Source organism: Burkholderia sp. Bp9031 (assembly GCF_003857965.1).
GTDB lineage: Bacteria > Pseudomonadota > Gammaproteobacteria > Burkholderiales > Burkholderiaceae > Burkholderia > Burkholderia ambifaria_A.
This window is the reverse complement of record NZ_QTPW01000030.1, coordinates 54,005-70,323: the sequence shown is the minus strand read 5'-3', so window position 1 is coordinate 70,323 and position 16,319 is coordinate 54,005. Positions and strand designations below refer to the sequence as shown.

The 16,319-nt window shown below is 67.1% G+C and carries 10 protein-coding genes; 6 read left to right on the top strand and 4 right to left on the bottom strand.

The window, feature by feature from the left end:
- The first annotated feature begins 72 nt into the window (after positions 1 to 72).
- From tssF to tssA, 4 genes are read left to right on the top strand one after another with little or no spacing between them, the layout of a single operon-like run.
- The gene (gene tssF / locus DIE15_RS29305; protein WP_057924728.1) at positions 73 to 1,908 is read left to right on the top strand and encodes a type VI secretion system baseplate subunit TssF; all 1,836 of its coding nucleotides are present in this window, start codon (positions 73 to 75) and stop codon (positions 1,906 to 1,908) included.
- A complete protein-coding gene (tssG, locus tag DIE15_RS29300; protein ID WP_057924727.1) occupies positions 1,872 to 2,972 on the top strand; it encodes a type VI secretion system baseplate subunit TssG in 1,101 nt (366 codons plus the stop codon). The genes tssF and tssG overlap by 37 nt, the downstream gene beginning before the upstream one ends.
- Positions 2,973 to 3,016: 44 nt before the next feature.
- A complete protein-coding gene (gene tssH / locus DIE15_RS29295) occupies positions 3,017 to 5,686 on the top strand; it encodes a type VI secretion system ATPase TssH (protein ID WP_124834969.1) in 2,670 nt (889 codons plus the stop codon).
- A gap of 39 nt (positions 5,687 to 5,725) precedes the next feature.
- Entirely contained in the window at positions 5,726 to 6,847 is a 1,122-nt protein-coding gene (tssA, locus tag DIE15_RS29290) for a type VI secretion system protein TssA (RefSeq protein WP_057924725.1), read from the top strand.
- 73 nt (positions 6,848 to 6,920) lie between these two features.
- Here tssA and DIE15_RS29285 read toward each other — a convergent pair whose 3' ends face one another.
- From DIE15_RS29285 to DIE15_RS29270, 4 genes are all read right to left on the bottom strand, one after another.
- Positions 6,921 to 7,874: an OmpA family protein gene (locus DIE15_RS29285; RefSeq protein WP_057924724.1), complete on the bottom strand. Its 954-nt coding sequence runs from the start codon at positions 7,872 to 7,874 to the stop codon at positions 6,921 to 6,923.
- A 4-nt stretch (positions 7,875 to 7,878) separates the two neighbouring features.
- The gene (gene tagF, locus DIE15_RS29280) at positions 7,879 to 8,868 is read right to left on the bottom strand and encodes a type VI secretion system-associated protein TagF (protein ID WP_057924723.1); all 990 of its coding nucleotides are present in this window, start codon (positions 8,866 to 8,868) and stop codon (positions 7,879 to 7,881) included.
- Positions 8,865 to 12,809, bottom strand: a complete 3,945-nt coding sequence (tssM, locus tag DIE15_RS29275; RefSeq protein WP_124834968.1) for a type VI secretion system membrane subunit TssM — start codon at positions 12,807 to 12,809, stop codon at positions 8,865 to 8,867. Before tssM ends, tagF begins: the two co-directional genes overlap by 4 nt.
- Positions 12,810 to 13,110: 301 nt before the next feature.
- The gene (locus DIE15_RS29270; RefSeq protein WP_057924721.1) at positions 13,111 to 13,956 is read right to left on the bottom strand and encodes a M15 family metallopeptidase; all 846 of its coding nucleotides are present in this window, start codon (positions 13,954 to 13,956) and stop codon (positions 13,111 to 13,113) included.
- Positions 13,957 to 14,077: 121 nt separating this feature from the next.
- Between DIE15_RS29270 and DIE15_RS29265 the strand changes: the two genes are divergently transcribed.
- Positions 14,078 to 15,031, top strand: a complete 954-nt coding sequence (locus DIE15_RS29265; protein ID WP_057924720.1) for a hypothetical protein — start codon at positions 14,078 to 14,080, stop codon at positions 15,029 to 15,031.
- Positions 15,032 to 15,213: 182 nt separating this feature from the next.
- Entirely contained in the window at positions 15,214 to 16,242 is a 1,029-nt protein-coding gene (locus tag DIE15_RS29260) for a transporter (RefSeq protein WP_124834967.1), read from the top strand.
- Positions 16,243 to 16,319: the final 77 nt, after the last annotated feature.

Below are 16,319 nucleotides of genomic sequence, written 5' to 3'. Positions count from 1 at the left end.
GCCGCCGAGCGGGCCGGACCGCCCGGTGGTGGATCAGGGTCCGGCAGGAAATATTGAGGTTCGGGGTCGTCGATGGAAGAATTGCTGCCGTATTACGAGCGCGAATTATCGTTTTTGCGGCGCTATTCGCGAGATTTCGCCGAACGCTATCCGAAGATCGCCGCGCGGCTCGCGTTGTCCGGCGAGCACTGCGAGGATCCGCACGTCGAGCGGATGATCGAGTCGTTCGCGCTGCTCGGCGCGCGGATCAACAAGAAGCTCGACGACGATTACCCGGAATTCACCGAAGCGCTGCTGGAAGTGCTGTATCCGCACTACCTGCGGCCGTTCCCGTCGTGCTCGATCGCGCAGTTCACGCCAGCTTCGCCCGGCCAGCAGACCGAACCGGTCGTGATCGATCGTGGCACTGAACTGAAGAGCCGTCCGATCCGTGGCGTGCAGTGCCGGTTTCGCACCGCCTATGACGTGACGCTCGCGCCGATCCGCATTTCGGAAGCGCGCTACACGCCGGTCGCGCTCGCGCCGAGCGCGACAGTGCTGCCGTCCAACGCGACGGGCGTGATCTCGATCACATTCGAGTCGCTCGCCGCGCAGCTCGATCTCGGCGCACTGAAGCTGCCGACGCTGCGCGCGCACCTGCACGGCGAACAGTCGTTCGTCGCCGCGCTGACCGACTGCCTGTTCGTCAACGTGCTCGGCGCGTATGTCGAGCCCGAACGCAACGGCCGCTGGACCGCGTTGCGCAAGCTGCCGATCGCGCACGCCGGCTTCGACGAGGACGACGCGCTGATCGACTATCCGGCGAAGTCGCACCCCGCGTATCGCCTGCTCACCGAATACTTTGCGTTCTCCGACAAGTTCGATTTCGTCGACTTCGACATCGCGGCGATCGCACGCGCGACGGGCCGCTGTCAGCGCGCGACGCTGCATCTCGTGCTGCAGGACGTGCGCAGCGATTCGCACGTCGCGCGGCTGCTCGAACTGCTGACGGCGAGCCACTTCCGGCTGTTCTGCACGCCGATCGTCAACCTGTTCCGCCAGCACGGCGAGCCGATTCGCATCACGCACCGCGCCGTGTCGTACCCGGTGATCGCCGAAGCGCGCCGCGCGTTCGCGTACGAGGTGTACTCGATCGATTCGGTGAAGCTCGTCCGGCAGCAGGCGCATGAAGAGTCGGTGATCGAGTTCCGGCCGTTCTATTCGCTGCATCACGGCGAGTCGGCGCGGATCGGTCATTACTGGTTTGCGCGCCGCAACGACTGGGTCGCGCAGAAGAGCCCCGGCTACGAAACCGAGATCTCGATCGTCGACATCGACTTCGAGCCAACGTCGCCGCAGACCGACACGCTGAGCCTCGATCTCACCTGCACGAACCGCGACCTGCCGTCGATGCTCGCGTTCGGCCTCGAAGGCGGCGACCTGTTCCAGGAAGGCGGCGCGCAGACGAGCGGCATCTCGCTCTTGCGGCGCCCGACGCAGAGCGTGCGTTTCGAGCGCGGCCGTGCCGCGCACTGGCGGCTCGTGTCGCACCTCGCGCTGAACCACGTGTCGCTGGTCGCGCACGGGCTCGCGCCGCTCAAGGAAATGCTGACGCTGTACGACCTGCGGCGCACCGCCGTGTCGATGCGTCAGATCGACGGGCTGACCGGCGTCGAGCAGCGCGGCGCCGTGCAGTGGCTGCCCGGCAAGCCGTTCGCGACCTTCGTGCGCGGCATCGAGATCCGCCTGACGATCGACGAGGAACACTTCGTCGGCGCGAGCCTCGCGTCGTTCGTGCGCGTGCTCGACAGCTTCTTCGGGCTGTATGTCCACCTCAACAGTTTCGTTCAACTAGTCGTCGTGTCGAAGCGCACCGGCGAGGAGATTATCCGATGCAAGCCCCGAACCGGCGAATCGATCCTGGCGTAGTCGACGCGCTGCTCGACGAGCCGCACCGCTTCGAGTTCTTCCAGGCGGTGCGCGTGCTCGAAGGGCTGTTCGCGCGGCAGGCGTCAGATGCGCCGGGCGCTTGGCGGCAGGGTGACGTCGTCGCGCAGCGCATCGAATTCCGCAACACGCTGTCGCTCGGCTTCCCGCCGAGCGAGATCGAAGGCGCCCGCTCGTTCGACGATGGCGGCACGCTGCTCGATTCGGGCGAGGAGCGCGGCGCCGCGCTCGCGGCCGGCGAGCTTGGCCACGTTGAGCTGACGCCCGCGTTCTTCGGGCTGCTTGGCGGGCAGGGCGCGCTGCCGCTGCACTACACCGAGCAGATCGTCGCGCGCGAGCACCTGAAGCGCGACCACGCGGCCCGCGCGTTCTTCGATGTGTTCTCGAACCGCGCGACCGCGCTGTTCTACGCGGCGTGGAAAAAATACCGGCTGCCGTTCCATTACGAACTCGATCGCGACGAGCGCTACCTGCCGCTGCTGCTCGCGATCGCCGGGGTGCCGAGCGACGAGGTCCGCGACAGCCTCGCGGCCGGCGCGGGCGGCGTGCTCGACGAGGCCGTCGCCGGCTACGCGCTCGCCGCGCGGCACCGGCCGATGTCGGCCGCGTACCTGCAGCGCACGCTGTCCGATTACTTCCGCGTGCCGGTGAAGATCGACCAGTTCGTCGGCAAGTGGTACGACGTGCCGCCTGACCAGCTCAGCGTGCTCGGCGAGGTCAACGCGGTGCTCGGCGCGACGGCGCTCGTCGGCGAACGGGTGTGGCAGCGCGACATGCGCGCGCGGATCGTCGTCGGCCCGCTGTCCAAGCGCGACTACGAGGCGTTCCTGCCCGGCGGCGCGCAGGCCGTCGCGCTCGAGCGGATGCTGACGCTGCTCGCCGGCGTCACGCTCGAATACGAGGTGAAGCTCGTGCTGAAGCGCATCGAGGTCGGCGCGAGCGTGCTCGGCGCGGGCTCGCGGCTCGGCTGGGACGCGTTCCTTTGCACACGCGACGCGGTCGACGACCGGTCGGATGCACGCTACGAACTGCATGTGATTCACTGATTCCGAACGACAACAAAGACGCAATCGAACCTGAGATCGACGCCATGAGCACGCCCCTGAAGACCCTGATCACGAAACTGAACCCGCTGTGTCGGCACGCGACCGAGCGGGCGGCGAGCGCGTGCCTGGCGCGCGGCCATTACGAGGTCGATCTGGAGCACTTGTTCCTTGCGCTGCTGGACGAAGCGACGGGCGACCTGCCGCTCGCGCTGCGCGCCAGCCGCGTCGATCCGCATGCGCTGCGTGCCGATCTCGAGCGCGAACTCACGCGCCTGAAGACGGGCAATACGCGCACGCCGGTGTTCTCCGTGCACTTGATCGCGCTGTTCGAACAGGCGTGGCTGATCGCATCGCTCGATTCGCAGCTCGGCCGCATCCGCTCGGGGCACCTGCTGCTCGCGCTGCTGACCGCACCCGATCTCGCGCAGTTCGCGCAGCGCATGTCGTCGCAGTTCGCGGAAATGAACGTGACGGACCTGAAGCACAAGTTCGACGAGATCATGGCCGGCTCGAGCGAGGCCGAGCCGCGCCAGGCGGAGGTGGAAGGCGACGACGTTGCGTCGGCCGCTGACGGCGCCGCGCCCGCGGCCGGCCCGTCGAAGACGCCCGCGCTCGACACGTACACGACCAACCTCACGCAGCGCGCACGCGACGGCAAGATCGACCCGGTGATCGGCCGCGAAGCGGAGATCCGCCAGGCGATCGACATCCTGATGCGCCGCCGCCAGAACAACCCGATCATGACCGGCGAGGCCGGCGTCGGCAAAACGGCGGTCGTCGAGGGCCTCGCGCTGCGGATCGCGGCCGACGACGTGCCGCCGCCGCTCTCCGGCGTCGCGCTGCACGTGCTCGACATGGGCCTGCTGCAGGCCGGCGCGAGCGTGAAGGGCGAGTTCGAGAACCGCCTGAAGAGCGTGATCGACGAGGTGAAGAAGAGCGCGCATCCGATCATCCTGTTCATCGACGAGGCGCACACCATCATCGGCGCGGGCGGCCAGGCCGGCCAGAACGACGCGGCAAACCTGCTGAAGCCGGCGCTCGCGCGCGGCGAGCTGCGCACGATCGCCGCGACGACGTGGAGCGAATACAAGAAGTACTTCGAGAAGGATGCGGCGCTCGCGCGGCGCTTCCAGGTCGTGAAGGTCGAGGAGCCGAGCGAGCCGCTCGCGGCCGCGATGCTGCGCGGGATGTCCGGCCTGATGGAGAAGCACTTCAACGTGCGGATCCTCGACGATGCGATCACCGAGGCCGTACGCCTGTCGCATCGCTACATCAGCGGCCGTCAGCTGCCGGACAAGGCGATCAGCGTGCTCGACACCGCGTGCGCGAAGGTCGCGCTCGCGCACAGCGCGACGCCGGCGGCGATCGACGACACGAAGAAGCGCATCGAGCGCATCGACGCGGAAATCGCGTCGCTGGAGCGCGAAGCGGCGGGCGGTGCGTCGCACGACGAGCGACTCGGCGAGCTGCGCGGCGCCCGCGACACGACGCTCGCGCAATTGACCGAGGACGAGGCGCGCTATGAAGCCGAGCGCGCGATCGTCGCCGAGATCACCGAACTGCGCGACACGCTCGACAAGGCACGCGGCCCGTCGGAAGACGGCGAGCCGGTCGACGTGCCGGCCACGCGCGAGAAACTGGCCGAACGCGTCGCGGCGCTGCATGCGCTGCAGGGCGGCGAGCCGATGGTGCCGCTGCAGGTCGACGGCCATGTGGTCGCCGAGATCGTCGCCGCGTGGACGGGCATTCCGCTCGGCCGGATGGTGAAGGACGAGATCGACACCGTGCTGAACTTGCAGCCGCTGCTCACTGCACGCGTGATCGGCCAGGATCATGCGCTGGACGCGATCGCGCAGCGCGTGCGTACCGCGACCGCGAACCTCGAGGATCCAAACAAGCCACGCGGCGTGTTCATGTTCGTCGGGCCGTCGGGCGTCGGCAAGACCGAGACGGCGCTCGCGCTGGCCGACATCCTGTACGGCGGCGAGCGCAAGATGGTCACGATCAACATGAGCGAGTACCAGGAAGCGCACAGCGTGTCGGGCCTGAAGGGTTCGCCGCCGGGCTACGTCGGCTATGGCGAGGGGGGCGTGCTGACCGAGGCCGTGCGCCGCAACCCGTATTCCGTCGTGCTGCTCGACGAGGTCGAGAAGGCGCACCCGGACGTGCTCGAGATGTTCTTCCAGGTGTTCGACAAGGGCACGATGGACGACGCCGAAGGGCGCGAGATCGACTTCCGCAACACGCTGATCATCCTGACGTCGAACGTCGGGTCGGCCGCGGTGATGCAGGCGTGCCTGAACAAGCCGGCGGAGGAACTGCCCGATCCGGACGCGCTCGCCGAGGCGCTGCGTCCGCAGTTGTACAAGACGTTCAAGCCGGCGTTTCTCGGCCGGATGAAGGTCGTGCCGTACTACCCGATTTCCGACGACGTGCTGGCCGAGATCATCGAGCTGAAGCTCGAACGGATCCGCCGTCGCATCGAAGCGAACCACAAGGCCGCGTTCGAATGGGACGAATCGCTCGTCGATGCGGTGCTCGCGCGCTGCACCGAGGTCGATTCGGGCGCCCGCAACGTCGACCATATCCTGAACGGCACGCTGCTGCCGGAGATCGCGGGCCACGTGCTCGGACGGATCGTCGACGGCGCGGCCATCGCGCGCATCGCGGTGCGCGCGGATGAGGCCGGCGAATTCGCGTACACCGTCGAATGAGCGCGGCCGCGCAACCCGCATTGATGAACTGACCGAACCATGCCGATCAATCTCCCCGAGCTGCTGACGCCGATCAGCGATGCATCACCCAGCGGCGACGACCTGCTGTTCTCGAACGAATTCGACGCGATCCAGGACGCGCGGCGCTATGACGATCCGACGCTCGACCAGGGCGAGTGGGTGACCGAGATCAAGGAGGCCGACTGGGGCTTCGTCGTCGATCACGCGGGCGAACTGCTGCGCACGCGCACCAAGGACCTGCGGCTCGCCGTGTGGCTGACCGAGGCGCTCGCGCTCGAGGACGGCATCATCGGCCTCACCGAAGGCTATGCGCTGCTGGAAGGCCTGTGCCGCGACTACTGGGACACCGTGCATCCGCTGCCCGAAGGCGACGACGTCGAATACCGGCTCGGCAACGTCGCATGGCTGTCCGGTCGCACGGCCGAGCTGCTGCGCGGCATTCCCGTGACGGAAGGCGCGTCGAACGCGTTCACCACGCTCGACTGGGAAGTCGCGCAGCATGTGGCGCAGGCCGTGAAGCGCGACCCCGAACACGCGGACGACATCGCGCGCGGCAAACCGTCGGTCGAGCAGATCGATGCGTCGCGGCGCGTGACGCCGATCGCGTTCTACACGGCGCTGCTCGCGAACCTGAAGGTGTTCGAGTTTGCGCTCGACGCGTTCGAGGAACGGCTCGTCGAACGCGCGGGCGATTCGGCGCCGAGCTTCCGGCAGACGCGCGACGCGTTCGAGACCGTGTACCGGCTCGCCGAGCGCTTTGCGCGCGAGCAGGGCTATACGGGCAGCGCGCCGCATGCGCCGTCGGCACCGCAGGCCCAGCCCGAGCGCATCGAGCCGAGCTTCGGCGACACGTTCCACACCGAGGAGACCCAAGTGCAGTCGCAGACCGCTCCGCGTCCGCCGGTGACGCACATGATCGCCGGCATCCAGAACCGTGCGCAGGCCGTCGACCAGCTGCGTGCGGTCGCACGTTACTTCCGCCAGACCGAGCCGCACAGCCCGGTCGCGTATCTCGCGGACAAGGCCGCCGAATGGGCCGACATGCCGCTGCACAAGTGGCTCGAGAGCGTCGTGAAGGACGACGGGTCGCTGTCGCATATCCGCGAGCTGCTCGGGGTGAGGCCCGACGAGCAGTCGTAAACGCAAAAGGGCGGCGCATGACTGCCGCCGCCCGTTGCCTGCCGGCCGCTCCGCGCGGAGCGGCACGCCTCCGTTACTGCCCCACCCGGAACTCGATCCGTCGATTCCGCGCGCGCCCATCCGCCGTGTCGTTCGGCGCGATCGGCTGATCCGGCCCGACACCCGTCGTCGTCATCTGCTGCGGCAGAATGCTCTTCGTGATCAGGTAACCCTTCACCGCATCCGCGCGTGCCTGGCTCAGCGCGATGTTCGACGTCCGGTTCCCCGAGTTGTCGGTGTGGCCGATGATGTCGACCGTGCGGTTCTGCATCTTCGACAACGCGGCCGCCATCTGGTCGAGAATCTGCTTGCCTTGCGGCGTGAGCGTCGCGCTGCCCGTCTCGAACTCGATCGTCCGGTTAGCGAGCGTCTGGTCGAGCACGCCCTGCTCGGATGCCGACACGCGCAGCCCGTTCTTGATCGTGTACGTCGGATTCAGCGTGTTCGCCATGTCGCTCGCGAGCTGCTGGCGCTGCGCTTCGTTGTGCACCTCGCCCTTCATCTCGATCTGCGTGCCGTTGATCTTCAACTGGCCCTTGCTGATCTGCTTGAGCTGCGCGCCGAGCAGCTTCTGCACGTTCGCGCTCCAGTTCGGCGGCGTCGCGACATCGCCGACCTCGATCTGGTCGACCACGTTCGCCGCGCCGTAGGTGTCGCGCAGCTTCTGTAGCACGGCGGCCTTGGTCGCCTCGTCGGGCACCTTGCCGCCGACCACCACCTGGCCGGGCGTCGCGTTCGCGGGCGGCGGCGTGATCGTGCCGGCCGTGCCGTGCACGACCGTGCCGGACGCCGTGGCCGGCGCGGTGCCGGGGTTCGTGTTCGCGGGCAGGGCGGCGGCCGCGACCGTGCCGTTGCCGACCGGCGTGACGGTCGCGCCGCCCGTGTTCTGTGCGCAGGCCGCGCCGCTAGCGACGAGGCCGGCGGCGACGAGGACTGCAACGAAGGGCGACAAGCGTGCGCGGCGGCGGACGTGAATCGTGCGTTGCATCCCGTCAGCCTCCGATGAACGCTTCGCGGAAGGCGTCGATGGCGACGCGCAGCGAGAGTTGCGGTTGGTCGAGGTAGCTGACGAGCTTGCTGATCTGATGATCGTTTTGCGCATGGGCGTCGATCCACTCGGGATCGTCGATGTCGATGTTGTGGGCGGCGTAGGTCTGCGGGTCGACGACGCTCAGCAGCGTCTTCGACGACGCGCCGTTGAAGCCGATGATCAGCCGTTCGCGCTCGGCGATCGTGCCGATGAAGATCGCGAGCTCGAAGTCGGCCTGCGCGACGAACGGTGCGATCAGTTCGAGCCAGAACGCGGCGACGAGGCTGCGATAGAACGGATCGACCGGCAGAGGCAGCGTGAGGCCGCGCTCGATGTGCGACGAACCGCTCTGCATCACGGGCCGCAGGAGCGAGCCGAGCGCGAGCATCGCGCCGCGCAGCCGGACCGGATGGCCGCTTTCGAGCAGCATCTGCTGCAGGCCGTACAGCGACTGGTGTTCGATGAAGTCGTTGAAGGTGCCGTCATGCGACGTGCCGGGGCCGCCGACGTCGATCGGCACCTGCGTGTCGCCGAGCGCCTGCAGCGCGCCGGGCGGCTCCTCCTTCGCGAGCAGCGGCGGCATCTGCGCGGCGACGCGCGACCACAGCCGCGCGAATGCGAGCGGGCTGCGCGCGAGGAACGCGAGCGGCCGGTCGACTTCCAGCGCGGTCGCGCCGAGGAACGGGAAGCGGCGCATCGACACGTCGTGGCTCGCGACCATGTGGCCCGCGATCGCGAGCTTGCTGCGCGAGCCGAGGAACGCGAAATGCATCGGCTTCGCATCCTCGTAGACGATCTTCCAGCGCGGATCTTCCGCGAGCAGTTCGAGCGCCTGCGCGATCCAGCGATCGAGCGTCTGCAGCAACTGCGGATTGTGCGGGCTCTTCACGAAGTCGCCGCGCGACGGAATCTTGCCGAAGTAGGCGATCTGTGCCTGAACGGTTTGCGTCATTGCGCCCCCTGTGCGTTCGTTGCGGTGGCGGCCGCGACGGCCTGTGCGGCCGCCGGCGCGCCCGTGCCGGCCTGCGTCGCGTTCTGCGCGGCGCCCGCGCTCGCGTCGGCGACCGACGACGGCAGCTGCAGGCCGCGCAGGCTCTGCTGCTGCGGCTGGTCGCCGCCGCCGCTGGTCGGCTGCGACGTGCTGATGATGCGCATCGTCACCGACACGTTCACGCTGCCCTGGACCCATGTGAGATCGAAGGTGCCGTCCGGGCGGCGCTTGCGCTGCGCGGAGTTGATCAGCTTCTCGAGACCGTAGCGGCCCGGCTCGTTGACGAGCTGCACCGTGCGGCCGTCGAAGGTCGTCGCGGACAGCGTCGCGCCCGGCGAACCCTGCGGGTTCGGCCACACGAAGTTGGTCCACTGCGGCGGCGTGTTGCGGTAGCGCAGCTGCTGGCCGTCGATCGCGATCGTGTATTCCGTCGTGCCCGTGCTCGGCTGCGGCAGGATCTGGAACACGGTCTGCGGCTCGGACGCCGCGGCCGCGCCGCCTGCGGCGCCGCCGGCGAGCGGGGCGACCCAGCGCGCGAAGCCGTTCGTGAAGTCGGGCGTGAGGCCGATGCCCATGTCGCCCCACGTGCGGGCCGCGAGCGTGTCGCCGCGACGCACCGCGAGCGGGCCCAGCGTCGTGCCGACGAACTTCGCGATCGCACCGTCCGGACCGAACACCTGCGCGATTTCACCGGCGCCGGCCTCGACCTTCGCATTCGCGGCGAACGGGTACTTCGTCGCGAGCGAGTTCTGGAACGGCTGGTAGACCTGCGCGTTCCACACCTTGTTGACTTCGGCGCTGGCCGGCTGGATCACCACCGAGAACGCCTGCATCAGCGGGCGCACCAGCAGCGGGCGCAGCGACTTGCGTTGCGAATCGGTGAGGCCGGTCAGCATCTGCTCGTCGACGAACTTCAGCGAATCGGCGAGTTCCGAGCCGTTGCCGTCGAGCGTCTGCTGCATCAGCTGGCGCGCGCCGGGGCCGGGGTCGCCCTGGTTCTTGATCACGTTGAAGCGCGTGCGGACCTTCGACAGCGACTCCATATAACCCTTGAGCATCGACGTGCCGTCGTGCGTCGCGACGATCCGCGCGAGCCCGATGAACTCCTGGCCGATCGGACCCATCGGCACCTCGGCCGGATTACCGTTGATGTCGATGTTCGCGGCTGCCATCTGGCCGGCCGGCGAGCGCGTGAACAGTTGCTTGACCCAGTTCACGACACCCGTCTGCGCCTTCTTGATCGTCACGTTCGCGAGCGACGGGTTGTCCCACGACGTCTGGTCGTACGCGGTCTCGAGGATCTTGCGGATCGGCGAATCCTGCGGGTCGCCGAGGCGGTTCATCCCGTCGACGGCCTGGCCGAAGCTGCTGAAACCCTGCACCGCGATGCCCTGCATGAACTTCTGCCAGTGCTGCGCGTATTCGGTCTTGTACATGCCGACGAGCGTCTTCTGGATCTGCTCGGGGCTGCCTTCCAGCGTCAGGTCGTCCTGCGTCGACGTGTTCAGCACCCAGTCCTTCGCTTGCAGCTCCTTGGTCGCCGCGTCGCGGATCGCGGGCTGCACGTAGTCGAACCACGCTTCACGCGTGAACGTGCCCGGAATCGCATAGCTGCCGGCGACCAGGCCCTGGTTGCCGTCGCCGACGATGCGTGCGATGGTCATCGGCGCGAAGCGGGTCGACGCGCGGGCCTTGATTTCCTCGTAGACACGCTGGCGGGCCGGCATGCCGCGCACGACGCGGCGCAGGTTCTCGCGGGTCTGGTCGACCAGTGCGAGGTTCGCGTCGATCATCGGCCAGTCGTCGTCGTTCACGCGCGACAGATAGAACGAGATCATGCGCTCGGCGCTCTTGATCATCTCGTCGCGCGGCATGTTGCCGCGATTCGTCTCGAGCCAGCCGCGCCAGAAGCGTGCGAGCTGGTCGGTCAGGTGCGCCTGTTCGACGTGACGCTTGTCGGACAGCATCAGGTAGGTCTTCAGCGCGTTGTACGCGTCCTGCACGTTGGTCGGCGACGCGTCGCTGTACAGCCCGCCCTGCGGTGCGGCCGGCTGCTGCTGCGGCGCCGCGGCCGTCGCGGCGGATGCGCCTTGCGCGGCGCCGGCCAACGGTGCGGCGCCCGGCGGGTTCGTCGAGACCGGCAGCGTGCCGCCCTGCACGGCACCCGATTCGGGCGGGCGCGTCATCGGCACGAGCTGTTCGGGGTGCGCGTTCACGTCCTTCATGAACGACGCGAGGTTCTGCGAGACCGGTGCCAGCAGGATCTGGCGCACGCCGTTGTAGTACTCGGTCAGCAGGTGCTGCTCGAGACGGTCGCCCTGGTACAGGCCGAGCGACACCGACACCGGCTTGTCGCGGCGGAACTGCTCGAGCTGTTCGATCCGGTCTTCGAGAATGTCCATCGCCTGCAGGCGCGACTGCAGGTCGTTGCGGCCCTGCTGCAGGCGCGTGACGTTGTCGAGGTCGGCCTGCACGTTCGCGACGAGCTGCTGGTTGCCGATCGTCGACCAGGTCCAGCCGCCGAGCGCCAGCGCGAGCGCCGCGACGAAGCCGAAGAAGGTCGCGTAGCGCAGCCGGGTCTTGGTCGGGCTCGCGAACTGGCGTACGGTCTGGCGGTCGGCGAAGATCACCTTCGAGAACAGGTCGCGCAGGAAGAAGCCGTTCTTCGAGAACGCGCTGTGCGGTTTCGGCAGCGCACTCGCGTCGAGGCCGAAGCGGTGCGCGATGCGCTGCGCGGCCGCGCTGTTGGTTTCGCCTTCCTGCAGTGCGCTGGTGAAATAGAAGCCGCGGAAGATCGGCTTGTACTGGAACGGGTTGTTCTCGAACAGCGTCGCGAGGAATGCGCGCAGCGACGGCTTGATCGTCGAGAATTCGAGCGGGAAGCTCAGCTGGCCCGGCGACAGCTGGTTGCCGCGCGACAGCGACAGCTGCGCGACGCTGATCTCCTTCAGCCCTTCGTAGAGTTCCTCGAAGTGCGTGTCGAACTGTGCCACGACATCGCGCTTGTCGTCGGGCTCGTAGGGCAGGGTGGCGCCCCACACGCGGTCGTATTCGTGCTTGTCGCTGCTGCTGAAGAATTCGGTGAAGCCGGTGATCAGGTCGGCCTTCGTGAACATCACGTAGACCGGTGCGAACACCTCGAGCTTCTCCGTCAGCTCCTGAACGCGCTGACGAAGGTTTTTCGCGAGGTTGATCGCGAATTCGGGGCGGTTGCCGGTGAGTTCGGCGATGCTCGCGGTGACGATGATGCCGTTGATCGGCGCCTTCGGACGGTAGCGCTTCAGCAGGCCGAGGAAGCCGAGCCATTCGCTGCGGTCTTCCTCGTGCACCGAGTAGCGGCCGGCCGTGTCGAGCAGGATCCCTTCGGTCGTGAAGAACCAGTCGCAGTTGCGCGTGCCGCCGATGCCGTGGATCACGGCGCTGTTCTTGTCCGCGAACGGAAACTGCAGGCCCGAGTTCAGCACGGCGCTGCTCTTGCCCGCGGCCGGGTTGCCGATCACGATGTACCACGGCAGTTCGTACAGCGCGGAGCCGCCCGACACCTGGCCGATCTTCGACGTCTTGATCGTCTTCACCGCATCCGACAGGCGCGTGCGCAGCACGTCGAGGTCGGCGGTCTTCGTGTCGGGCGCGAGCGCGGCCGCGGCCGGCGCGGCGATCTTGCCGGTTTCCGCCTGCTCTTCCAGCACCTGGCCGAGCTGCTGGTTCGCGCGCTTCACGCGCCAGCGGCGCCACAACGCGACGCCGAGCCACAGCACGAGGATCGCCGCGAAGGCGACCGCCGCCCACAGGAGCGGCAACTGCAGCATGTCGGCGACGATGAAGAGAATCGCCGCTAGCGCGACGATCCCGACAATCGAGAGCGTACGCGGATGAGTCAGCACGTTGAGGATGCGTTGCATAGGACGTTCAGGTTCCGGGGCGATTCAGTGAGGCGACGCAGGCGCGCCGAGCGGCAAGAGTGGCGCTGCGATGTGTCGCCATGCTGTCAAACGGGATGAAGGGGGCTGGCATCAATGCGCCCGCGGCATCGGAGAAGGCGCGCGCAATAATGAAAGGACGCTGTGAGAATTAAAACGGAAGCGGCGGCCTGAAAAAATCGCGCAACGGAATGCCCGATCGATTGCGCCGCCCAAATCGTTTCCTGCCGGGTGATTAAAAAGCCCCATGCCGCCCTCATTATTTCTTGTCCGGCAGCCCTGACTAGCTGCCGCGTCCCAGTTTAAAACCGGGTTTATGGTATTCCACGTGCCCGAGATCCATCATTTTCCATCGGCCTCCCCAGGTCAGGCCGACCTGCTCGGCAACCTGTCCGTACAACTGGTAGCCGCGCATCGCCCAGGGATCTTTCTCGGAAATGACCAGCTTGCCGTCGCGCAGAAACGCGTTGTCGGCCGCCAACCCGAACTGGTGATAACTCTGGAAAGCCGCCGCATTGGTCACATTGGTGCCCATCTGCGCGAGCCGGTTCTGCCGTTCCGGACTCCGATAACCTTCCAGCAGCGCCATTTCGTAACCATATTGTTCGTGCATGATCTTATAGACCAGCAGCAAACGCGTACGGAAATCGGGATCCAGCAGGTTCCAGTCGCGGCTCGCATCCTTGAGCGCCGGCCGCACCTGTTCGACTTCCTTCGTGGCAAAGACTTCCGGCGGCAACGGTGGCGGCGGCACGAGTTGTTCGCCTTGCAGCAGCGCAGCGATCTTCTCGTCGGGCACGCGCGCCGTGTCGTCGTATTGAAACAATTGCCGACCGCGTAACGCAATGGCCACCAATGGCGGCGTCGCAAGAATACCTGCCGACACCATAATCATCAAGCGTCGCCGAATCAGTAAATTTTGCACATCACTTAATGCGCCGCGCGTAACGGTTGCCGATTTAACAATTTGACTTCGCGTGCGTGCGGCGCGATCGTTCGCACGGCGCGTCAGGCGGCCGTGAAACTGGGCGACGGTTTCGAAAACGGTCGCCCGGATACCCGGTAAAAGCAACAGTGCCGCAACCGCGACGGCAAGGGCGAAATAGGCGACGAGTGCGACGGCAATCAATGAAATCCCCGGAAATTGGAATTGATTGTGTTTTGCAATGCTTGCTCTTAGAATCAGGCTGCTTTGAGAGGCCGGGCTATATTATCGCGGTGAATTAAACCAGGATTCAATGAGACGCTGAATGAGTGCGCCGGAAAATTCAAATTCGAAAACCCCGCCCAGCCTGTTGTCCGATACCAAACCGGCAGGCGAGGGTGGACCTCAGCAGTCGCGCATTCTCGCGAATCTGGAAGGACGTGTCACGCCGCCAGCCGAAGCGCCGCGCCGTTCGCTGAAGGGGCCGATCGCGGCCGTCGTCGCGCTGGTGGTCGCCGTCGGCGGCTGGGGCGCCTGGCGCTGGCAGCAGCAATCGGGCGAGCAGGCCGTCGTGGCCGCTGCGCCCGCGCAGGCACCCGCGAAAGCCGAGGCAGCCAGCGGCGCCGCCGTGCAGGTCGCGCAGAATGCAGCGTCGGCCACGCCCGCCGCGCAACCGGCGACGATCGTCAATGACGATGCGGCATCCCAGACCGTTGCGTCCGCATCGGGTGCGGACAGCAGCCGCTTGTCGCGCGCGCTCGCGAACGGTGCCGACGATGCATCGGGCGCAGCCACGGCAGGCGCCGTTGCCGCGACGGCCGCAGCAGCAGCGGCGACGAAAACGGCGAAGGCCGATACCGCGAAGGGCGACAAGGTCGCCGCACGCAGCAAGACCGATGCGAAGGCCGAAGCGAAGGCGGAAGCCCGCAAGTCTCATAAGGAACAGCAGGCGGAACTCGCGCAGGCGAAGAAGCGTCGCGATGCGACGACCCGCACCGCGAGCGGGAAGGCGTCCGGGAAGGACGATCCGGATGCGGACCTGCTCGCCGCGCTCGTCGCACGTACGAAGCCGGCCGACAAGAAGGCCGCCGCGCAGAAGGGGCAAGTCGTGCCGACCAAGACGGCCGCCACGACGGGCGGTTCGCTCGCATCGCGCGTGAAGGATTGCTCGGAACGCGGCTTCTTCGAGGATCAGCTGTGCCGCTGGCGCGTCTGCGACGGCCACTGGGGCAAGGATCCGGCATGCCCGACCGCCGCGCAGTCGGAGACGCGGCAGTAATCGACGGCTTCACGCCGACCCGCTCGTCGCACATGCGCCGCCCATCCGGGCGGCGCGTTGCTTTTGGGGCCGCGTGGCGCACGGACGGCCGCATGTGACAGTGTCACGAGAGCGACACATGCGTCGGGCATACGTTTCCTTTCATTTCCCGGCGCGGCGCGCGCCGCACGACCTTCGACACGATGGACCTGATCGTACAGACTTACGGCGCCGATACGTCCGGCATGGTGTGCGGATTCCGCTTCATCCCGGGCGGATCGGGCGCGATGCTCGATGCCGACGCGGCCGCCGCATGGCTGCGCACGTGCCGCGAGCGCGAGGCGGCCGCATCGGACGATTTCGTCTGGCTGCACTTCAATCTCGCGCACGGCGCGAGCGAGCGCTGGATGCGAACGCACCTCGGCTTGCCCGACAGCTTCTTCGAGTTCCTGCACGAAGGGTCGCGCTCGACGCGCATCGAGCAGGAGGACGGTGCGTTGCGCGCGATCGTCAACGACGTGATGTTCAACCTCGAACTGACGCCGTCGGAAATCGCGACGCTGTTCGTTCACGTCGAGCGACGCATCATGGTCACCGCGCGGCTCAAGCCGCTGCGCTCGGTCGACACGCTGCGCGCCTGCGTGCGCGACGGCGAGCGGTTCCGGTCGCCGGCCGAATTGCTCGTGCACCTGCTGCGCGACCAGGCCGACCTGCTGATCCAGATCATGCGGCGCACGAGTGTCGACGTCGATCGCATCGAGGATCGCTTCCTGTCGCAGCGGCTCACGTCGAACCGCATCGAGCTCGGTGCGATGCGCCGCACGCTGACGCGGCTGCAGCGCATGCTGGCACCCGAGCCCGGGTCGATCTTCCGGCTGCTCGCGAAGCCGCCCGCGTGGCTGCATCCCGAAGACGTGCAGGAGCTGCGCGAGTCGACCGAAGAGTTCTCGCTGGTGCTGGCCGACCTGTCGGGGCTCAACGAGCGGATCAAGCTGTTGCAGGAAGAGATCGGCTCGCGGCTCGACGAGCAGAACAACCGGACGCTCTTCACGCTGACGCTCGTGACCGTGATCGCACTGCCGATCAACATCGTCGCGGGTTTCTTCGGGATGAACGTCGGCGGCGTGCCGTTCTCCGAGAACAAGCACGGCTTCTGGCTGATGGTGCTGCTGGTCGCGGGCTTCACCGCGCTTGCCGCGTGGTGGGCGTTTCGCCGGCGCGACGATCGCTAGCCATGCCTTTGCGGATGCTGCGCGAACGGCAAAAAACAGGCCCCGCATGCGAGGCCTGCCGAAGGACGTGAAGGTTT